The organism is Halobacillus litoralis, from assembly GCF_009856445.1.
In the GTDB taxonomy this organism is placed as follows: Bacteria; Bacillota; Bacilli; order Bacillales; family Halobacillaceae; genus Halobacillus; species Halobacillus litoralis.
In genome coordinates this window covers 1-20106 of the sequence record NZ_WMFA01000014.1, presented here as the reverse complement: position 1 = coordinate 20106, position 20106 = coordinate 1, and the positions used below count along the sequence as shown (strand labels likewise).

Genomic DNA, 20106 nt, shown 5'->3' with positions numbered 1-20106 from the left:
ACCTCCACATAGACATGGAGGTGTTTCATAGAGCAGGGCAGATCGCGCTGCTCTATTTATATCACACACCTCGGCAGGACTTTAAGTGGGAACCCACACCTGCTGTCTACGGTATAACGTATTTATTTATACAACGCTACCTAGTATATCTCGTAGATAACGGAAAGTCAACACTTTTTTATTACTTCGTGTAACCAGAAACGTCTACTTTGATTCCAGGTCCCATTGTAGATGAAACAGCAGCGTTACGCATATAAGTTCCCTTAGATGCTTGTGGCTTCGCTTTAACAAGTGTTTCAGTGATTGCTGCGAAGTTTTCAGCCAGCTTGTTCTCATCGAAAGATGCTTTACCGATTGGAACATGGATGTTCGCTGCTTTATCAACGCGGTATTCTACTTTACCTGCTTTGATTTCGTTAACAGCTTTTTCTACTTCGAATGTCACTGTACCTGTTTTAGGGTTTGGCATAAGACCTTTTGGTCCTAGTACTCGACCTAGTTTACCAACTTCAGCCATCATGTCAGGAGTTGCTACTACAACATCAAAATCGAACCAACCTTGGTTGATCTTGTTGATTAGGTCTTGTTCACCTACGTAGTCAGCACCTGCTGCTTCTGCTTCTTTCGCTTTATCACCTTTAGCGAAAACAAGCACACGCTGAGATTTACCTGTACCGTGTGGAAGCACCATTGCGCCACGGATTTGCTGATCCGCTTTCTTAGGATCTACACCCAGACGGAATGCCGCTTCGACAGTTTCGTCAAAGTTCGCTTTTGAAGTTTCTTTTACAAGCTTGATGGCTTCTTGCACATCGTAAGCTTTTGTACGGTCAACAAGCTTCGCTAGCTCTTGTTGCTTTTTCGATTTCTTAGCCATTATTAATTTCCTCCTCGTTGTGGTTTTAACGGATTTTCCTCCCACGAATAAAGGTTGCGAAAGAGTCAATAGCTCCATTTCCGCAACCTTTTCCTATCTCCATGTAACGCTGTGGGATTAATCTTCGATCGTGATTCCCATGCTGCGCGCTGTACCTTCAACCATGCGCATTGCAGCTTCAACGTCAGCAGCGTTCAAATCAGGCATTTTCGTTTCTGCGATTTCGCGTACTTGGTCGCGTTTAACAGAAGCTACTTTGTTACGGTTCGGTTCACCGGAACCTGATTCAACTCCTGCCGCTTTCTTAAGAAGAACAGCAGCTGGTGGAGTTTTCGTAACGAATGTAAAGGAACGGTCCTCATAAACCGTAATTTCTACTGGAATGATCGTACCTGCTTGTTCCTGTGTACGAGCGTTAAATTCCTTACAGAATCCCATGATGTTAATACCTGCTTGACCTAGTGCTGGTCCAACCGGCGGTGCTGGGTTCGCTTTACCTGCAGGAATCTGAAGCTTTACAACATTAATAACTTTTTTAGCCACGAGACACACCTCCTTAAAGTCCGTGATGTGGTAATAGGGTTCAACCCCTCCCACTCATTGCGATATCTACGCAATCGCCCTCTTTTGGGGCGCATATAGAACATAAAAATTCTAGCATCTTTATTTCCAATATGCAAGGGGAGAGTTGAATTTTATAATTTTTCGATTTGGGTAAAGTCTAACTCTACCGGGGTTTCACGCCCGAACATATTGACGTGGACTTTCACTTTCTGCTTGTCCGTATCAATATATTCAATGGATCCTGTGAAGTTTGCGAAAGGTCCGTCTGTCACTTTAACACTTTCCTTCACCTCGAAGTCAACCTCCGCTTTCGGCTGTTCGTTCATGCCCATGCGCTTAAGAACCGTTTCTACTTCTTCAGGCAGGAGAGGGATCGGCTTAGAACCGGAACCAGTGGATCCTACGAAACCAGTAACACCTGGCGTATTACGTACCACGTACCAGGAGTCATCTGTCATGACCATTTCAGCCAAAACATAACCAGGAAATACTTTTTTCTTCGCCACTTTCCTCTTGCCATTTTTAATTTCTGCTTCTTCGTCCTCGGGAACAAGAACACGGAAGATCTTGTCTTCCATTCCCATTGATTCCACACGCTTTTCCAGGTTTGTTTTCACCTTGTTCTCATAACCTGAATAGGTGTGGACTACATACCATCTTTTTTCCATATTCGCAGGACAAGTGCTTGCCCTTCCCTCCCTTATACTAGAGTTGATGAATATTACTCCAACATGAAAAAACCCGCGGGACGGGTTTTTTGTAAGTCTATCTCCTATTATAGCATAAAAACCACTCTACTATTCTTGAGCGATGAGTTCAATCACTTGGGAAATCCCAAGATCTACAATAGCGAAGAATACAGCTACGAAAGTGACAGTCAAAATAACCGTAACCGTGTACTTCCACAGTTCCTGACCTTTAGGCCAACTAACCTTCTTCATCTCTCGTGCTACATTCTTGAAGAACTTAAACATGCTGTAATACCCCCAAACTTGCGCCAACTGGCTTCCTTCTCTATTTCGTCTCGCGGTGTAAAGTATGCGTTCCGCACTTTTTACAAAACTTGCGGACTTCAAGACGTTCGGATTGGTTGGATCGATTTATATATGAACTATAATTCCGACTTAAACATTCTGTACAAGCTAATATGACTTTTTTTCTCATTATCCGTCACCTCAATCTAGAGATGTTTACACATACTCACTAAATGTAGCACTCTTACCGATTACTGTCAATGCAGCTTTCATAGAGTGATTTCATTGACTTCCAAGTATTTTTCAAGCTTTCTCTTCACACGTTGTAAAGCGTTATCAATAGATTTCACGTGTCGATCAAGCTCAACCGAAATCTCCTGGTAGGAACGTCCGTCCAAGTAGAGGGTCAGCACTTTTTTCTCTAAATCACTTAATAACTCTGACATTTTCTCTTCCATGTCTGAAAACTTCTCTTTATTAACAATCAATTCTTGTGGGTCGATAGCCTTTGAACCAGCGATGACATCCAGTAATGTCCGATCTGATTCCTCATCATAAATAGGCTTGTCCAAAGAAACGTAGGAATTCAACGGGATATGCTTCTGTCTTGTGGCGGTTTTAATTGCGGTGATAATTTGACGGGTGACACATAATTCTGCAAAGGCTTTGAAGGATGACAGCTTGCCTTCTCTGTAATCGCGGATGGCTTTGTAAAGACCGATCATCCCTTCCTGGACGATATCCTCCCGGTCTGCGCCAATAAGAAAGTATGTCCGAGCTTTCGCCCGCACAAAATTCTTGTACTTATTAATCAAGTAATCTAGCGCCTGGACCTGTCCTTGATTAATCCGTTCAACGACTTCTTCGTCATCAAGCTTGCTAAGATCCAAATCGTTGGTGCTTTTCTCCGTTTGTAAGATGCTCACACAGGATCCCTCCGACCGTGCTACCTCAATATAGCAATATTATACAGTACGATTCTGAAAAGCGTCAACAAGTTGTCAGAATTATTTATCTCCTCGGCGCCATTTCTCAAACAGTTCCCTTACCTCTTTATTGATTGGTATTTTAGATTGATAAGGGTACTGGTTCTGGCTTTCGACATCTTTCTCTATTTGGTTTTCAATATTCTTCACTTCAATATACAGTTCTCTTGCTGATTTTCTGAAAGCTCCCTGCCCGAAAATGGTCCGTTGTTCTGCATAGTCTGACGTCGCGACATAGACTTGAGTACGAACATCATTCAACTCTCCTGCGAGTTTTTCAATCCGTTCATCAGCGGTTTCGTTTTCTTTTGTAAAGATAACTTCAACTTTGTAATTTTTTTGTTTTTTTTCAACTCCCCGGACATGGTATGCATCAAAAACGATCATGATCCGGTCCCCGGTGTATGATTGATACTCCGCCATCATCTCTATAAGGAGATCCCGGGCCTGGCCGAGATCTTTCTCCTTTAGATTTTTTAATTCCGGCCAAGCGCCAATCATATTGTATCCATCGACAATTAAGACGTTCATGCCTTATTCCCCTAACGGATGACGCTTTCTATAGACTTCGTACATCAAAAGGGAAGCCGCTACAGATGCGTTCAAAGAAGTTACTTCTCCGGCCATAGGCAGACTGACCGTCCAATCACACTTATCTTTCGTTAATCGGCTCATGCCGCGACCTTCACTTCCAATGACGAGGGCGATCGGCATTTTCCCGTCAAGCTCCCGGTAATCTTCTGTACCTACTGCGTCTGTACCTACCACCCAGACAAACCTTTCCTTCAACTCATCAATCGTCCGGGCAAGGTTCGTTACACGAGCAACCGGAATATATTCGATCGCCCCTGTCGACGTTTTCGCAACGGTTGCCGTTAAAGAAACAGAACGTCTCTTCGGTATGATGACACCATGTGCTCCTGCCGCATCTGCCGTCCGCAGTATGGAACCGAGATTATGCGGGTCTTCAATTTCATCACAAATAATGAAAAATGGAGGCTCGTCCCTTTCTTCTGCTTTCGCAAATAAATCTTCCAAATCACTGTATTCATACGCAGCCACCGAAGCAATGACCCCCTGGTGATTTCCATCAACAAGCTGGTCAATTTTCTTCTTTGGCACTTTTTGAACAATGAGCCCTTGTTCCTTGGCCAGCTGTTCAAGCTTTTTGTACGCCTGGTGCTGCAACTGATCCGATACCATCACTTTATTGATCGGTCTGCCTGACCGGATGGCTTCCTGGACCGAATTCTTTCCGATGATCCATTCTCCGCTCATGATTCTTCACTCCTTTCTTCAACTATTTGAATAGCGTTTTGTATCAATGTTTCCAGCCGCTCGGTCTGGCCCGATAAATACAAAAACCCTAAAACCGCTTCGAATGCGGTCGAATAACGATAAGTCTGTACGTTGGTGCTTTTAGGGACGGATCCCGATTTTGCGTTCCGCCCCCTCCTAAGCACACCTTCCTCTTCTTCCGTGAGCCTTCCTTCCTGCTGCCATACATTAACCACATTCGCCTGCGACACAGCCGAAACAAACTGGATGGCTGCCTGGTGAAGATGCTGAGGCTTCACCTCTCCTTTTTCAAGCAGGTGCTGCCTCACATAAAGCTCATAAACAGAGTCGCCCATATAGGCGAGAGCAAGACTCTTCATCTGTTTCGCATTTGCAATCGCCATCGTCCTACCCCCGCTTCCATCTCGTGCCCTGGGATGTATCTTCAAGGATGATGCTGCGGTCTTTCAACTCATCACGAATTTCGTCGGCACGCGCGAAGTCACGATTTTTTCTGGCTTGCTTCCGCTCTTCAATCAGAGCATCCACTTCCTCATCGAGCAATTCTTCCTGAGCCTGCAGTTGAATACCGAGAACCCCTGTCAATTCTTCGAACAACTCTTCAAAAGCCGTTAAGACTTTTTCGTGAGTCTGCTCCTCCTGTAAATATAGGTTTGCCGCTTTGGTTAAATCAAACAGGACGGAAATCGCGTTTGCCGTGTTGAAGTCATCATCCATTTCTTTAATGAATTGCTCTTTATATCCAGCCACTTTATCCAGCCACTCACTTTGATCTTCCTTCAAGCTCATCGTGGAATTTTTTCGGTGCTGGATATTTTCATACGCATTCTTGATACGATCAAAGCTGCTTTTCGCCCCTTTCAACAACTCATCACTGAAGTTGATGGGATGACGGTATTGGACACTCAGCATGAAGAAGCGGATCACTTGAGGGTCATGCTTTTTCACAAGATCGTGGGCAAGGATGAAGTTCCCTAAGGACTTCGACATTTTTTCATTGTCAATATTAATATACCCGTTATGCATCCAGTAGCGGGCAAAAGATTCCCCGTTATGAGCTTCTGATTGCGCAATCTCATTTTCATGGTGGGGGAATGTTAAATCCTGCCCGCCCGCATGGATATCAATCGTATCTCCAAGGTATTTCTTCGCCATCGCTGAGCACTCGATATGCCACCCCGGCCGGCCGCTTCCCCAAGGACTCTCCCAGGTGATTTCGCCTTCCTTCGCATCTTTCCAAAGTGTGAAGTCTAGCGGATCTTCCTTTTTGTCCCCGACTTCAATGCGGGACCCGGATCTTAACTCATCAATGGACTGGTGGGAAAGCTTTCCGTATTGATCGAAAGAGCGCGTACGGAAATACACGTCCCCTCCTGCTTCATAAGCAAAACCTTTGTCGATCAACCCCTGGATAAAGCTGATAATCTCATCCATGTTTTCCGTCACACGCGGATGATCCACGGCTTCTTTCACGCCAAGTGCCCCAACGTCTTCTTTGTATGCCGTAATGAAACGATTGGCGATATCTGTGACTCCTTCGCCCATTTCATTCGATGCTTTAATTAATTTGTCATCGACATCTGTAAAGTTGAGTACATAATGGACATCATATCCTCTGTATTCAAAATACCTTCTCACTGTATCGAATACGATCGCCGGCCTTGCATTCCCTATGTGAATGTAGTTATAAACCGTTGGACCGCAAACGTACATTTTCACTTTTCCTTCTTCCAGCGGCTGGAATGGTTCTTTTTTTCTTGTCAGTGTGTTGTATATGTTAATCGCCATGTTGGTTCACTCCTTTGGTTTCCTTCAATTCTTTGCGCAGTTCTGCCATTTCCTTTTCGATTTCGTTCAACCGGTCGTACACAGGGTCCGGGAGTTTGTGATGGTCAAGATCCTTCTTTTGAACTTTCTTGCCATCCTGGATGACGACATGACCAGGGATACCGACAACCGTCGAGTTGTTCGGAACATCATGGAGCACCACCGAACCAGCTCCTACCTTAGAGTTTTCCCCAATCGTAATCGATCCCAGCACTTTCGCTCCCGTGGCGACTAATGAGTTATCAAGGAGTGTCGGGTGCCTTTTTCCTTTTTCTTTCCCTGTTCCTCCAAGCGTCACTCCCTGAAAAATCGTCACATTATCACCAATTTCACACGTTTCCCCAATAACGACGCCCATGCCATGGTCAATGAAGAAACGTCTCCCGATCTTCGCTCCAGGGTGTATTTCAATGCCCGTCAGGAAGCGGCTCCATTGAGAGATCAGCCGGGCAAGGAAGAAAAACTTCCGCTTGTGACAAGCATGGGCCACCCGGTGCGCCCATATCGCATGCAGTCCTGAATATGTCAGAATCACTTCAATATAAGAACGAGCAGCAGGATCTTGATCGAACACCACATCCACATCTTCTTTAAACATTTTGAACAGCCCCATACTTGCTCCCCTCCTTGTGCTGAAACAGAAGCGTCCCCCATAAAAATAAAAAACGCGCCTTTGTGCCAATGGCACAGAGACGCGTCGAACGTGGTTCCACTCTGTTTGGGATCGGCTTTTAGACCTTTCCCCGCTTCATCCTTGATAACGGAAGGTACCCGCTTCGGCATACTTCGTTCAGCCGAAGACTCCGAGGTGCATTTCAAAGGCTTCTCTACGAACCACTTCCAGCCGTGGTGATTCTCTCTGTAGAAGAGAGGGCCTCTTACTTCTCCTCATCAACGTTTCGTATAGGTATCTCTACTATATGATATTCTTTCCCACTTGTGAACGAATTAAGCTTGCAACTTGCTTAATACATCATTCAGACGAACCGTGACCGTTTCGAGTCCAAGCAAATGAATCGCATTCGGAAGTTCAGGGCCGTGGGTTTGACCGGTCGTTGCTACACGGACAGGCATAAACAACTTCTTCCCTTTATGCCCTGTCTCTTTCTGAACAGCTTTGATTTGCTTTTTAATGTTTTCAGGTGTGAATTCTTCAAGCTCATGAAGGTTCTTCTTGAACGTTTCCAATACTTCCGGTACTTGTTCTCCTTCAAGGACTTCCATCGCAGCCTCATCATACTGAATTTCCTGATTAAAGAACAATTCGGTCAGTTCGACGATTTCCGCTCCATAGCTCAATTGTTCCTGGTAAAGACTGATAAGCTCACGAGCCCACTTTCGATCTTCCTCACTCATATCTTCAGACAAGCGTCCAGCTTCAATTAAATGAGGCAGAGCAAGCTCAACAACGCGGTCCAAATCAGAAGCTTTAATGTACTGATTGTTCATCCACTTCAGCTTCGCCGGGTCAAAGACCGCTGGTGAAGTGGATAGTCGATCTGCATCAAAGATCTCCACAAGCTGATCCTGTGTGAATATTTCTTCTTCCCCGACTGGCGACCACCCTAGTAGAGTGATGAAGTTGAAGAGAGCTTCCGGAAGGTATCCTAGATTCTTATATTGTTCAATAAACTGAAGGATGTGCTGGTCACGCTTACTCAGTTTCTTACGCTCTTCATTGAGGATCAATGTCATATGACCGAACTTTGGAGCTTCCCAGTCGAACGCTTCATACACCATCATTTGCTTAGGTGTATTGGAAATATGCTCTTCCCCGCGAAGGACGTGTGTGATTTTCATTAAATAATCATCAATCGCAACAGCAAAATTATACGTTGGAGTTCCGTTCTGCTTAACGATGACCCAATCACCAAAATCGCTGGACTCAAAAGTGATGTCCCCACGGACGATATCGTTGAACGTGTACGTATGGTTTTCAGGGACGCGGATACGAATACTAGGCTTACGGCCTTCCGCTTCAAATGCTGCGATTTGCTCTTCTGTAAGGTCGCGGTGCGCACCAGAGTATTTCGGCGCTTCGCCACGTGCCATTTGCGCTTCACGTTCTGCTTCAAGCTCTTCTGATGTCATATAGCATTTGTAAGCAAGACCGCGTTCCATTAGTTCATCGACATATTTCTTGTAAATATCCAGACGTTCCATCTGACGGTAGGGACCATATTCGCCCCCTTTTTCTGAACTCTCGTCCCATTCAATACCCAACCATTTCAAGTAGTCGAGCTGGCTCTTTTCTCCGCCCTCGACGTTACGCTTTTCATCCGTATCCTCAATACGAATGACGACCTTTCCACCTGCGTTTTTCGCATAAAGGTAGTTGAATAGAGCTGTCCTCGCATTACCAATGTGAAGGTGCCCTGTCGGACTTGGTGCATAACGCACCCTTACTTCGTTAGACATAATTGTTCTCCTTTCCTGTTCCGGTCTATATCCTTGACTTATTTTATCACTTTTTGTTTAGGTATGCTGATTATTTTGCAAAAGGACGACCGCTTGTGCGGCAATTCCTTCCTTCCGGCCTGTAAAGCCGAGTTTTTCTGTAGTTGTTGCTTTCACGTTAATCCGTCCAGGTTCCACCCTAAGGAGAGAGGCGATGCTCTCACGGATTTGATCAATGTAGGGCGCCATTTTAGGAGCCTGGGCGATTACCGTACAATCCATGTTCCCCAGTTCATACCCACGCTCTGTCACGATATCCCACACGTGCTGAAGCAGTTTCCCTGAGTCTGCATCTTTGAATGCAGGATCCGTGTCTGGAAAATGTTTGCCGATATCCCCTTCACCAATTGCTCCAAGACACGCATCCGCAATCGTGTGAAGCAGGACATCTGCGTCTGAATGACCGAGCAACCCCTTTTCATGTGGGATTTCGATTCCTCCGATGATACAAGGACGTCCTTCCGTCAATTGGTGTACATCAAATCCTTGGCCGACACGAAACATAGGGCCATCCTCCACCTTTCCATTTCTCTGATTACTCAAGTAAGCTTGGGCTTTATGTAAGTCTTCTGGAGTCGTAAGCTTGATATTGTCATAGCTTCCCTTCACGATGGCCACTTCTTTATCCAACCTCTCAACGAGAGAAGCGTCGTCTGTGCCGTAGTATCTGCTTTTCCTCGCTCGTTCATGCGCATCATAAATCAAATGATAAGAGAAGGCTTGAGGAGTCTGGGCCGCCCATAACGTACTTCTATCCAATGTGTCCAACCCATGATCTGACTTCTGCTTGATCGTATCCGTCACCGGTACGGCAAGAAGAGCAGCCTCTTTTTCGTATGTCGTCACCGACAGTTCGTGTAAGAGCTCCTGAGGGACAAACGGACGGGCCCCGTCATGAATAAACACAGGAATCCCTCTGTTTCGAACGGCCTGCAACCCTGCAAATACACTATCCTGCCGTTCTGCTCCTCCATTGACGAGGTGTACCGGCTGACGGAGCGGATATTCTTGTAGAAGCTCTTCCATCTGGGACCGTTCGCGTTCGTTAGTCACTAAGATCAACTCTTCACACCAATCATCCTCATCAAAGACGGAAAGGGTATGACAGATTAACGGTTGGTCACCGATTCTCAAAAACTGTTTATTGCGGCCGGCGAGCATCCGCTTCCCCTGCCCTGCCGCGAGTATAATGGCTGTATATTTTTTCATGCGTATCCATCCTACGTTTGTTTAGACGTTCATAAAATAACAAAAGCGATAACACGCATGTTATCACTTTTGTCATTCTCTATTTGTTTATACCGTTTTTACAAGGCTTTTTCAAGTGATTTCGGCTTTGCAAAAATCATACGACCGGCTGATGTCTGCAACACGCTGGTCACTACCACTTCAATTGTCTTCCCGATAAAGTCTTTCCCTTCTTCGACAACGATCATTGTGCCGTCATCCAAGTAGGCGACCCCTTGATTCTGCTCTTTCCCGTCTTTGATGACTTGAATTGTCATCTCTTCCCCAGGAAGAACGACCGGTTTCACAGCATTCGCAAGATCATTAATGTTCAAGACTTGAACATTTTGAAACTCACAAACTTTATTCAAGTTGAAATCATTCGTTACGACAATCCCGTCCATCACTTTCGCAAGCTTCACAAGCTTACTGTCTACTTCCTGAATGTCTTCGAAATCCCCTTCGTAAATCTCAACATTCACAGGAAGATCTTTTTGAAGACGGTTCAGGACATCCAACCCACGACGTCCACGATTTCTTTTCAGACCATCGGATGAATCAGCGATGTGCTGCAATTCTTCCAATACGAATTGTGGAATCACAATTGTTCCTTCAAGAAAATGTGTATCGCAAATATCCGCAATACGGCCATCAATGATGACACTTGTATCCAAGATCTTTCGTTTTGGAATCAAAGCAGGATCCAAGGTAGAATCCTCCTGAAGTTCTTCTTCTGGCTTCTTCTCTTTCCTTGAAACCAAGTTCAGGAATTCATCTTTCCGTTTAAAACCGACCTGAAACCCAAAGTAACCTAGTAAGAATGTTAAAAAGATCGGTACAACCTGATTAACTACTTGAATTTGGATATCTTGCACAGGGATGTTGATCAAGTAGGCGATAATCAGCCCGACTATCAAACCGAGACTTCCAAACAGCAAATCTGCTACTGGGGCCCGGACGAGAGTGTCCTCGATCCACCTTAAAAAATCGACAATATAATCCACAATCCAAAAAGTAAATAAAAATAATATAAGTGCTCCTAGTACGGCCCCTAAGACAGATTGAATCCAATTCTGCCATGTCAGTCCCATGGTTGTGAACAACTCTGGAAAATAGAGGTAACCGATGGTTCCGCCGGTTATGACAATAAACAACTGTACGATACGTTTAAGCACTTGTATTCACCTCCTCAAACACAGTATGACCAAACCTAACAACCATTAACCATATAAAAAAGGAATGATGGTTTTTAACTTAGCACAACTTCCAAATTAAGTCAATGAGCAAACAGATAATCATACCATATTGTTCACAAATAAGTCAATATTCTTATATATGGCGATCTACGAACAACTGTTCTTGTATGCGATCAAGGCCATCTCTGATTTTCATCGCACGAATCTCTCCTACACCATCGACTTCAACAAGTTCTTTAGGAGAAGCCTGGATCAGCTCTTCCAACGTCCCAAACCTTTCTACCAAGTGTTCAATAATGAGAACTGGAAGTCTTGGGATACGACTTAAAATCCGGTACCCTCTGGGAACGATAGGGTCCGACAATTTCGTATTCGGTGAATACCCCATAAGTTTCAATACCTGCTCATCCGAGAGAAGTTCCGTATTGGTGATTTCCTGCATTTTTCTCAGAATATAATAAGGTTCATAATCCGGCCGCTTACTATAATCACGTAAAAGCAAAGTTGCTTCATCTTCAATATTCGAAACTAATTCCGTCAATTGCAGCTGAATCAAACGTCCTTCCGTACCGAGCTCATTCACATAGTTCAAGATCTCGGTCTTCGTCCGGAGCACCATTTCAATACGGTGGACGACCTGCACGACTTCCGAAAAGGAAACCATGTTTTCAAACTCCATGGCCCCAAGATTCGTCACACTTTGATCCAGTACATTTTTATACTTTTCCAACGTCTGAATCGCCTGGTTGGCCTTCGTCAAAATCACACCAATATCCTTGAGCGAGTAACGGAGAGAACCTTTATACAACGTGATTACGTTCCGTCGTTGAGATATCGCTATGACGAGAGCCCCTGTTTGTTTAGCCACCCGCTCTGCCGTCCGGTGCCTCATCCCCGTTTCCGTGGACAGGATATCCGGGTCCGGCATCAATTGTGCATTGGCATAAAGAATGCGCTTTCCTTCGTCATTTAAAATTAATGCCCCATCCATTTTCGCCAATTCGTAAAGGTGGGCGGGCGTGAAATCAGACTGGATATGGAAACCGCCATCCACAAGATCCCGCATATGATCGCCGTATCCAAGCACAATCAACCCACCTGTTTTTGCACGAAGGACGTTATCAATCCCATCTCTCAGTGGTGTGCCAGGGGCCACCAGCTGGAGAATTTCTCCGATTCCATTTTCGTTGATTTCATGCCATTCCATTTATGAATCCCCCAGTGTTACCTTCATCGCCTCCTGAACGGTACTGACACCGATCACTTCGATTTGAGAAGGAGGCGTCCAGCCATCCATGTTCTTCTTGGGAATGATGACCCTGTTGAAGCCTAATTTCGCCGCTTCCTGGACCCTTTGCTCAATTCTTGCAACTCTTCGTATCTCACCCGTCAAGCCAACTTCCCCAACGACCACATCATCTCCATTTGGAGACTGATTCCGGAAACTTGAGGCAATGCTGATCGCAACGGCTAAATCAATCGCCGGCTCATCCAATTTCACGCCACCAGCGACTTTTACGTAAGCATCCTGGTTCTGAAGCAGGAGCCCTGCTCTCTTTTCCAAAACAGCCATTAAAAGCGGTACACGGCTGTTATCAAGACCTGTAGCCATCCGTCTCGGGTTTCCGTATGCCGTCGGTGAGATCAAGGCCTGTATTTCTACAAGTACCGGTCTTGTCCCTTCCATGGAAGCCACCACGATTGAACCCGCAGCCCCTTGCGAACGTTCTTCCAGGAAAATTTCTGAAGGGTTCAGAACCTCTTCCAGGCCTTTCTCCTTCATTTCAAAGATTCCCATTTCATGAGTACTTCCAAAACGGTTCTTCACACTTCTTAGAATTCTGAATGTGTGATGCTGCTCTCCTTCGAAATAAAGGACGGCATCCACCATATGTTCAAGCAGACGTGGGCCGGCAATGGAACCTTCTTTAGTAACATGCCCCACGATGAAAATAGGGATACCTTTGCTTTTAGCAATTCTCATCAAGTGACTTGTACATTCACGAACTTGGGAAACGCTCCCCGGAGCAGAGGTCACATCTTCTTTGAAAATGGTCTGGATCGAATCTATGACCACAAATTTTGGTTCAATGTTTTCAATTTGGTTGATGACATCCTGTAAGTTTGTTTCCGGTAAAACATAGAGTTCATCGGATGTAATATCCAAACGCTCGGCCCGAAGCTTCGTTTGTCGCGATGACTCCTCCCCGGATATGTAGAGGACAGGAAAGTCTTTTTTCGCGATCTGTGCAGAGACCTGAAGCAAAAGAGTGGATTTACCGATTCCCGGATCCCCGCCAATCAAAACTAGAGACCCCGCCACGATTCCTCCACCTAACACCCGGTTAAACTCAGGCATATCTGTCGGCATACGTGGTTCTTTTTGCGACTTTATTTGTGTGATTTTTTCAGGTTTCGTTGTTGCGGAAGTGGAGCTTGTCTGAAACACATGTCTGGAATTCGCCGGAGCAGCTGTCATTTCTTCAACCAGCGTGTTCCATTGATTACACCCCGGACATTTTCCCATCCATTTAGGTGTCTCATACCCACATTCCTGGCAAACAAACTTCGTTTTCCTTTTTGCCAAGATTATCTCGCTCCTTATTCTTATTATTCTATACGTAAAAGATTGTGAATCAGTTTCACGATCTTATCAATTGTATTAAATCATTCTAGTAAAATCATAGCGGAAGAAGAAAAAAATCGGAAGGCAAACCCTTCCGATTTTTCTTAGGCTCTGTTCACTATATGATGAATTTCTATGAAATAGAAGAAGGGGAGCAGCCCTTCATCCTCGTCATTTCCACCATCTGTGTGATCTGAGTCTTCCTGCTTCTATACAACTATTTTAATTCGTAGACTCTTGCTGGGTATGAACCACAAAGTTCTTATCATCATCAAGCTCAATTTTCACACTTTGCCCTTTGGCGATGTTTTCTTTCAAGAGTTCTTCTGAAAGCAGGTCTTCCACATTCTTTTGTATAGAACGGCGCAATGGACGTGCTCCGTATTCCGGATCGAACCCTGATTCTGCAATATGCTGAATAGCGGCATCCGATAAGACGAAGTCAATCTCTTGTTCTTTCAGACGTTTACGCAGTTCTTCGACCATCAATGTCACAATATCTTTCATGTGTTTTCTCTCCAGGGAGTGGAAAACAATCGTTTCATCGATACGGTTCAAAAACTCAGGACGGAACGCTTTCTTCAAAGCATCTGTCACTTTAGATTTCATATCTTTATAATCCTGATCGGTATCACCCATGGAGAAGCCAACATATTTGTTCTGTTTCAATTCTTGAGCACCGACGTTGGATGTCATGATCAGCACGGTGTTACGGAAATCTACGACGCGTCCTTTGGAATCGGTTAGACGACCATCCTCAAGAACCTGAAGCAAAATGTTGAATACTTCCGGATGCGCTTTTTCAATTTCGTCAAGCAGGACCACAGAGTAAGGCTTATTGCGTACTTTCTCTGTTAATTGGCCGCCTTCATCATAGCCGACATAACCTGGAGGTGAACCGACAAGGCGGGACGTACTGTGTTTTTCCATATACTCGGACATGTCGATTCGGATCATCGCATCTTCTTCTCCGAACATGCTCTCTGCTAAAGCGCGAGCGAGTTCTGTTTTACCGACACCTGTTGGTCCAAGGAAAATAAATGAACCGATTGGACGTTTCGGATCTTTAAGTCCGGCACGGGCACGGCGGATCGCTTTAGAAATCGCTTTGACCGCTTCTTCCTGGCCGATCACACGGTTGTGAAGAGTATCTTCAAGATGGAGAAGGCGTTCGCTCTCATCTTTCGTCATCTTGGAGACAGGCACTCCCGTCCATGTAGATACGACAGAAGCAATGTCCTCTACTGTAACTTCGGAATCTTCCTGCCCTTGTTTTTCTTTCCACTCATCTTTCGTTTGTTCCAACTCATCTCTCAAGCGCTGTTCACTGTCTCTTAAAGAGGCAGCTTTCTCAAATTCCTGACTCTGTACAGCAGCATCCTTCTCTTTCCGCACTTCTTCAAGCTTCTGTTCTAACTCTTTCAAGTTCGGTGGAGCTGTGTAGGAGCGCAGACGAACTTTGGATGCAGCTTCATCAATCAAGTCAATCGCTTTATCCGGCAAGAAGCGGTCTGTGATGTAACGATCAGAGAAACGGACCGCGGACTCGATTGAGTCATCCGTAATCGTTACACGGTGGTGTGCTTCATAACGGTCGCGAAGACCTTGGAGAATTTGGATGGATTCATCGAGGTTCGGTTCATCTACTTGGATAGGCTGGAACCTACGCTCAAGAGCAGCATCCTTCTCAATGTATTTGCGGTACTCATCGAGTGTCGTAGCACCGATACATTGCAATTCACCACGAGCAAGAGACGGCTTAAGGATATTGGATGCATCAATCGCACCTTCTGCCCCACCAGCACCGATTAACGTGTGCAGTTCGTCGATGAACAGGATGATGTTCCCTGCCTGACGAATCTCTTCCATCACTTTTTTCAGGCGGTCTTCAAATTCACCACGATACTTGGTCCCGGCAACGACGGTACCCATATCAAGGGTCATCACTCGTTTATCGCGAAGTATCTCCGGTACTTCATTATTCATAATCTGCTGTGCCAGACCTTCAGCGATGGCTGTTTTACCAACACCAGGCTCACCGACAAGAACCGGGTTATTCTTCGTACGACGGCTCAATACTTGAATGACACGCTCAATTTCTTTGCTTCGCCCGATGACAGGGTCAATGTTTCCCTCTTTCGCAATCGCTGTAAGGTCACGAGCCAGTGAATCAAGCGTCGGAGTATTAGCATTCGCTGCCTGAGCACCTGATCCGCCACCACGACGGTTTTGACCACCTGTGGACTCATTGTTCCCAAGCAATTGTAATACCTGCTGACGAGCCTTGTTCAAGCTTACACCCAGGTTATTCAGGACACGGGCGGCCACGCCTTCTCCTTCACGGATCAATCCAAGAAGGATATGTTCAGTTCCTACGTATGAGTGTCCCAGTTTACGAGCTTCATCCATAGAAAGCTCAATGACTTTCTTCGCACGAGGCGTATAATGAATCGTTTGGGAAACTTTCTCTCCCTTACCGATTAATTTCTCTACTTCCTGCTGGATTTTTGAAGACTCAAGTCCTAATGCAGTCAGAGCTTTGGCAGCTATGCCTTCTCCTTCACTAACTAAGCCTAAAAGGATATGCTCCGTACCAATGTTATTATGACCTAAACGAACAGCTTCTTCCTGTGCCAGCGCTAATACTTTTTGTGCTCTTTCTGTAAATCGCCCAAACATCATGGACATTCCCTCCTAACATTATTCTTCATTTTCTAATTGAAGTCGTTCGCGAATTAATGATGCTCTTCTTACATCCCTTTCATCAGGGGATAAAGGAGTTTTCGCGTATTGTTGCAAGAATCCGGGCTGTGTAAGAACCATCAATTCATTTAAAATCGTTCGCGGAATATGATCGATGAATCCTAGATCGATGCCAAGCCTCAAGTCAGAAAGGCATTTTGCCGCCTCCTTAGATTCTATGATTCGACTATTGGTCAATACACCATAGGAGCGAAAGATACGGTCCTCCAATTGAATACTCGAGCGAGCCATCAAGGCTTCTCTTGCTTTTCTCTCTTGTTCAATCAGCTGTTTGACGACACTGTGAAGGTCTTCAACAATATCCTCTTCTGATTTACCAAGGGTAATCTGATTGGATATCTGATAAATATTTCCAAGAGCCTCGCTGCCCTCCCCGTAAATCCCCCTCACCACAAGACCCAGTTGGTTAATGGCCGGCGTCATACGGTTTATTTGGTTCGTCATGGATAAGGCAGGCAAATGCATCATGACAGAAGCTCTCATTCCCGTACCCACATTAGTCGGACAAGCGGTTAAATATCCCCGTTTCTCATCAAAAGCATAATCCACTTTTTCTTCGAGCCAATCATCCAGTTGACTGGCTTGTTCCAGTGCCTGATCCAACTGAAAGCCGGGGAAATATAACTGTATGCGAATATGATCCTCTTCATTAATCATAATTGATACTTGTTCATTTTGTGAGATGAGAGACGCCGACTTATCCGCTTTTTCAGCTAAATGTGGACTGATCAAATGTTTTTCTACCAATACTCTCTTTTCAATAGGCTGTAAATCTTTCATCTGGACCAGCTCAAAGTCTTTATAATCTCTGAAAGACTTCTTTTGGAACTCTTGCTGGAAGAATTCCAACACTTTATTCAATGTCTCCTCTGAAGCAATGATAGGAAAAGGATGTTGTGAGAAATTACGAGCAAGTCGTATACGGCTGCTGAGTACAATATCGCTGTCCGGACCCTCTTGCTTCATCCACGGACTAATAGCTTCATTCATGAATTGCTGTAAAGACATTACTCATCACCATCCTCCCTATGATGCAGTTGACTTTCTAAAGATCTGATCTTATCTCTAACTTTCGCTGCCTCTTCGAATTCTTCCTGCTCAATTAATTGTCGAAGATTAGTTTTATATTCTTCCATCTCTTTTTTAAGATGTAAGTTTCCACCTTCCCTTTTCGGGATCTTTCCATCATGTCTTGTGTTCCCGCTGTGAACACGGCGCAGAATGGGATTCAGTCGTTCATCGAATGTTTTATAGCATTCTGCACAGCCAAACTTCCCTATCCTTGCAAACTCCTCGTAGCTTAGCCCGCAATTGGGACATTTCAGCATCGGTTTTTGAGTATATGAGTGAGCGCTCTGTCCTTTTAAAGGAGAAGGTCCCTCGGAATGGAACAGACCTGAAAGGAGATCATTCAAGGTGAAGTTCTCTTCCCCGTAATTCATGTACCCATTTTCCTTCGCACATTTTTCACATACATGGACTTCTGATTTTTGACCATTAATCACCTGCGTCAAATGGACGGTAGCAGGACGCTGATGACATTTCTGACACTCCATCTGAATCTCTCCCTTCTCACTCAACATTTATATTTAAGGGTGAATAGCATCGCTGTCATGATTCGGGCACGAACTTCATCGCGAAGTGGTAAAGAAAATGCAAGAACGTCGCGATCGATAACACTTGCCATCAGTTTGCTTTCCCGTTCAGTGATGATCTCATAATCTACCAGCCTTTCAAGAACATCAATGGCTTTCGTTTGGGAAACATGGGGGTTGATGAGCTCCATCACCTCTTCAATCATTTCTGATCCTTTTCGGTACTGGATTCGGCTGATACGGATATACCCGCCGCCTCCCCTTTTACTTTCCACTATATATCCTTTTTCCACAGTAAAACGTGTCTTAATCACATAATTGATCTGTGAAGGTACACAATCAAATTTCTCGGCAAGTTCACTACGCTTGATTTCAATCGCCTGGTGTCGATTTTCATCTAAGATCTCTTTGAGATATTCTTCAATAACATCAGAGATATTCCGCATGCTCCCTCCCCCTCTTTTGACTTTGACTATCTTTGACTTTAATTTTATTATACTCATTTTTGTTTGTCATGCAACTTGTTTGTTTAGAAGAATTACATCTTCTATGTTTCCCCTTTTCATCATGAAATAAAACAAAAAAAGCTGCACAGAATCAACTGTGCAACTCTTTAGTACCGATGTCCACATTCTTCTACACCATCCATCAAAGACAGACGCTCTAAAAGAAGGGATCGATCATACCTTTGTCCTTTATTCAATTCAACGACGACCTTTTTTTGAGTTTGATCCAACGCAACAATATCTATTTTCCGGACATCCAACTTCATTTGTTCAAATACGGTCAACACTTTATTAACCGGAGCATCCTTACTTATGGTCACTTGAAAAATATTTTTTCGATTCCCATTGAACTTTTCTTTTTCAACCTTATTTAGAAAAACTAAGCTCATAAGCACAAAGATTGTTGTGACCGTCGCCACGTCATACATCCCTGCACCAACAACGAGGCCAATACCGGCTACCGTCCATATGGAAGCTGCTGTAGTTAACCCTCTAATAGTCATCCCGTTGACAATTATAGTGCCGGCCCCTAAAAATCCAATGCCGCTAATGACATAGGAAGGGATGCGGGCTGGATCGAAACGGACATGTTCATATTGATCAATAAACGTTTCAAAACCATACAAGGAAAGGAGCATCATCATACAAGCCCCCACCCCGACAAGAATATGGGTGCGGAAGCCAGCCGAATGATTCTTGACTTCCCTCTCGAAGCCAATCAACCCTGAAAGAAGGAGTGCAAAAAATAACCGGAAAACAAATAAAAGAATGTCGTCATGAAAGAAATATGACCAGTTCAAACGATCCCTCCTTTCTTTTATGTCTATGTTTAATGAAGTTGATATAGAAAAAAACCAGAAGAATGATCTTCTGGTTTTTCAAGTGATGTGGCGGCGTCCTACTCTCACGGGGGTAAACCCGACTACCATCGGCGCTGAAGAGCTTAACTGCTGTGTTCGGTATGGGAACAGGTGTGACCTCTTCGCCTTCACCACCACATCAATATAAAGTTTGAGGTGAACCCTCAAAACTGGATAAGGAAACATCTTGTTTGAAAAGCAACGTTCTTCACGAATGATTATAATCAGATAGATAAGTCATCGATCCATTAGTATCCGTCAGCTCCACGTGTCACCACGCTTCCACCTCGGACCTATCAACCTCATCGTCTCTGAGGGATCTTATTTGCTTAAAGCAAAGGGAAATCTC

At 44.6% G+C, this 20106-nt stretch carries 21 protein-coding genes, 2 rRNA genes and 2 other annotated features (1 of these 25 only partly in view); all 23 genes read right to left on the bottom strand.

Going from position 1 to position 20106, the window contains the following annotated elements:
- Positions 1–130, bottom strand: a sequence feature (ribosomal protein L10 leader region) (it extends 16 nt beyond the left edge of the window).
- A 51-nt stretch (positions 131–181) separates the two neighbouring features.
- Positions 182–877 (bottom strand): 50S ribosomal protein L1, encoded by a 696-nt coding sequence (gene rplA / locus GLW00_RS18905; protein WP_146818485.1) that lies wholly within the window; start codon positions 875–877, stop codon positions 182–184.
- A 117-nt stretch (positions 878–994) separates the two neighbouring features.
- A complete protein-coding gene (gene rplK / locus GLW00_RS18900) occupies positions 995–1420 on the bottom strand; it encodes a 50S ribosomal protein L11 (RefSeq protein ID WP_035511717.1) in 426 nt (141 codons plus the stop codon).
- Between the two features lie 152 nt (positions 1421–1572).
- A complete protein-coding gene (nusG, locus tag GLW00_RS18895; RefSeq protein WP_146818487.1) occupies positions 1573–2109 on the bottom strand; it encodes a transcription termination/antitermination protein NusG in 537 nt (178 codons plus the stop codon).
- Between the two features lie 129 nt (positions 2110–2238).
- A complete protein-coding gene (secE, locus tag GLW00_RS18890; RefSeq protein WP_160916728.1) occupies positions 2239–2415 on the bottom strand; it encodes a preprotein translocase subunit SecE in 177 nt (58 codons plus the stop codon).
- Between the two features lie 40 nt (positions 2416–2455).
- Positions 2456–2605 (bottom strand): 50S ribosomal protein L33, encoded by a 150-nt coding sequence (gene rpmG, locus GLW00_RS18885; protein WP_074736204.1) that lies wholly within the window; start codon positions 2603–2605, stop codon positions 2456–2458.
- A gap of 79 nt (positions 2606–2684) precedes the next feature.
- The gene (sigH, locus tag GLW00_RS18880) at positions 2685–3341 is read right to left on the bottom strand and encodes an RNA polymerase sporulation sigma factor SigH (RefSeq protein WP_160916726.1); all 657 of its coding nucleotides are present in this window, start codon (positions 3339–3341) and stop codon (positions 2685–2687) included.
- 81 nt (positions 3342–3422) lie between these two features.
- Positions 3423–3932 (bottom strand): NYN domain-containing protein, encoded by a 510-nt coding sequence (locus GLW00_RS18875; RefSeq protein WP_115824702.1) that lies wholly within the window; start codon positions 3930–3932, stop codon positions 3423–3425.
- Between the two features lie 3 nt (positions 3933–3935).
- Positions 3936–4679: a 23S rRNA (guanosine(2251)-2'-O)-methyltransferase RlmB gene (gene rlmB / locus GLW00_RS18870; RefSeq protein WP_160916724.1), complete on the bottom strand. Its 744-nt coding sequence runs from the start codon at positions 4677–4679 to the stop codon at positions 3936–3938.
- Positions 4676–5083: a Mini-ribonuclease 3 gene (locus GLW00_RS18865; RefSeq protein WP_160916723.1), complete on the bottom strand. Its 408-nt coding sequence runs from the start codon at positions 5081–5083 to the stop codon at positions 4676–4678. The genes rlmB and GLW00_RS18865 overlap by 4 nt, the downstream gene beginning before the upstream one ends.
- Positions 5084–5087: 4 nt before the next feature.
- Positions 5088–6488: a cysteine--tRNA ligase gene (gene cysS / locus GLW00_RS18860; protein ID WP_160916721.1), complete on the bottom strand. Its 1401-nt coding sequence runs from the start codon at positions 6486–6488 to the stop codon at positions 5088–5090.
- A complete protein-coding gene (gene cysE, locus GLW00_RS18855; protein ID WP_202412574.1) occupies positions 6478–7140 on the bottom strand; it encodes a serine O-acetyltransferase in 663 nt (220 codons plus the stop codon). Before cysE ends, cysS begins: the two co-directional genes overlap by 11 nt.
- A gap of 72 nt (positions 7141–7212) precedes the next feature.
- Positions 7213–7431 (bottom strand) — a binding site (T-box leader).
- A 44-nt stretch (positions 7432–7475) separates the two neighbouring features.
- Positions 7476–8945 carry a glutamate--tRNA ligase gene (gene gltX / locus GLW00_RS18850; protein WP_160916719.1) on the bottom strand — a complete coding sequence of 490 codons (1470 nt, stop codon included), beginning with the start codon at positions 8943–8945 and terminating at the stop codon, positions 7476–7478.
- A 57-nt stretch (positions 8946–9002) separates the two neighbouring features.
- The gene (locus GLW00_RS18845; protein ID WP_160916717.1) at positions 9003–10193 is read right to left on the bottom strand and encodes a bifunctional 2-C-methyl-D-erythritol 4-phosphate cytidylyltransferase/2-C-methyl-D-erythritol 2,4-cyclodiphosphate synthase; all 1191 of its coding nucleotides are present in this window, start codon (positions 10191–10193) and stop codon (positions 9003–9005) included.
- Between the two features lie 98 nt (positions 10194–10291).
- The gene (locus tag GLW00_RS18840) at positions 10292–11386 is read right to left on the bottom strand and encodes a PIN/TRAM domain-containing protein (protein WP_160916715.1); all 1095 of its coding nucleotides are present in this window, start codon (positions 11384–11386) and stop codon (positions 10292–10294) included.
- 154 nt (positions 11387–11540) lie between these two features.
- Entirely contained in the window at positions 11541–12614 is a 1074-nt protein-coding gene (gene disA / locus GLW00_RS18835) for a DNA integrity scanning diadenylate cyclase DisA (RefSeq protein WP_160916713.1), read from the bottom strand.
- Positions 12615–13994: a DNA repair protein RadA gene (radA, locus tag GLW00_RS18830; protein ID WP_160916711.1), complete on the bottom strand. Its 1380-nt coding sequence runs from the start codon at positions 13992–13994 to the stop codon at positions 12615–12617.
- 261 nt (positions 13995–14255) lie between these two features.
- Positions 14256–16715, bottom strand: a complete 2460-nt coding sequence (gene clpC, locus GLW00_RS18825; RefSeq protein ID WP_160916709.1) for an ATP-dependent protease ATP-binding subunit ClpC — start codon at positions 16713–16715, stop codon at positions 14256–14258.
- A gap of 18 nt (positions 16716–16733) precedes the next feature.
- Entirely contained in the window at positions 16734–17804 is a 1071-nt protein-coding gene (gene mcsB / locus GLW00_RS18820) for a protein-arginine kinase McsB (protein ID WP_160916707.1), read from the bottom strand.
- Positions 17804–18352, bottom strand: coding sequence for a protein-arginine kinase activator protein McsA (gene mcsA / locus GLW00_RS18815; RefSeq protein ID WP_160916705.1), 549 nt, complete (start codon positions 18350–18352; stop codon positions 17804–17806). Before mcsA ends, mcsB begins: the two co-directional genes overlap by 1 nt.
- 20 nt (positions 18353–18372) lie before the next feature.
- Positions 18373–18837: a CtsR family transcriptional regulator gene (locus GLW00_RS18810; RefSeq protein WP_160916703.1), complete on the bottom strand. Its 465-nt coding sequence runs from the start codon at positions 18835–18837 to the stop codon at positions 18373–18375.
- A 167-nt stretch (positions 18838–19004) separates the two neighbouring features.
- Entirely contained in the window at positions 19005–19697 is a 693-nt protein-coding gene (locus tag GLW00_RS18805) for an MgtC/SapB family protein (protein WP_160916702.1), read from the bottom strand.
- Between the two features lie 85 nt (positions 19698–19782).
- Positions 19783–19896: ribosomal RNA gene (gene rrf, locus GLW00_RS18800) — 5S ribosomal RNA — on the bottom strand.
- Between the two features lie 89 nt (positions 19897–19985).
- A 23S ribosomal RNA gene (locus GLW00_RS18795) occupies positions 19986–20106 on the bottom strand; the annotation flags it as partial.

Excerpts from the sequence above, each read along its gene's own strand:
- GLW00_RS18810 (WP_160916703.1), bottom strand. The coding sequence starts at position 18,837 with ATGCGGAATATCTCTGATGTTATTGAAGAATATCTCAAAGAGATCTTA.
- gltX (WP_160916719.1), bottom strand. The coding sequence starts at position 8,945 with ATGTCTAACGAAGTAAGGGTGCGTTATGCACCAAGTCCGACAGGGCAC.
- secE (WP_160916728.1), bottom strand. The coding sequence starts at position 2,415 with ATGTTTAAGTTCTTCAAGAATGTAGCACGAGAGATGAAGAAGGTTAGT.
- rpmG (WP_074736204.1), bottom strand. The coding sequence starts at position 2,605 with ATGAGAAAAAAAGTCATATTAGCTTGTACAGAATGTTTAAGTCGGAAT.
- GLW00_RS18875 (WP_115824702.1), bottom strand. The coding sequence starts at position 3,932 with ATGAACGTCTTAATTGTCGATGGATACAATATGATTGGCGCTTGGCCG.
- cysE (WP_202412574.1), bottom strand. The coding sequence starts at position 7,140 with ATGGGGCTGTTCAAAATGTTTAAAGAAGATGTGGATGTGGTGTTCGAT.
- rplA (WP_146818485.1), bottom strand. The coding sequence starts at position 877 with ATGGCTAAGAAATCGAAAAAGCAACAAGAGCTAGCGAAGCTTGTTGAC.
- GLW00_RS18845 (WP_160916717.1), bottom strand. The coding sequence starts at position 10,193 with ATGAAAAAATATACAGCCATTATACTCGCGGCAGGGCAGGGGAAGCGG.
- nusG (WP_146818487.1), bottom strand. The coding sequence starts at position 2,109 with ATGGAAAAAAGATGGTATGTAGTCCACACCTATTCAGGTTATGAGAAC.
- cysS (WP_160916721.1), bottom strand. The coding sequence starts at position 6,488 with ATGGCGATTAACATATACAACACACTGACAAGAAAAAAAGAACCATTC.
- rlmB (WP_160916724.1), bottom strand. The coding sequence starts at position 4,679 with ATGAGCGGAGAATGGATCATCGGAAAGAATTCGGTCCAGGAAGCCATC.
- GLW00_RS18865 (WP_160916723.1), bottom strand. The coding sequence starts at position 5,083 with ATGGCGATTGCAAATGCGAAACAGATGAAGAGTCTTGCTCTCGCCTAT.
- disA (WP_160916713.1), bottom strand. The coding sequence starts at position 12,614 with ATGGAATGGCATGAAATCAACGAAAATGGAATCGGAGAAATTCTCCAG.
- mcsA (WP_160916705.1), bottom strand. The coding sequence starts at position 18,352 with ATGGAGTGTCAGAAATGTCATCAGCGTCCTGCTACCGTCCATTTGACG.
- clpC (WP_160916709.1), bottom strand. The coding sequence starts at position 16,715 with ATGATGTTTGGGCGATTTACAGAAAGAGCACAAAAAGTATTAGCGCTG.
- mcsB (WP_160916707.1), bottom strand. The coding sequence starts at position 17,804 with ATGTCTTTACAGCAATTCATGAATGAAGCTATTAGTCCGTGGATGAAG.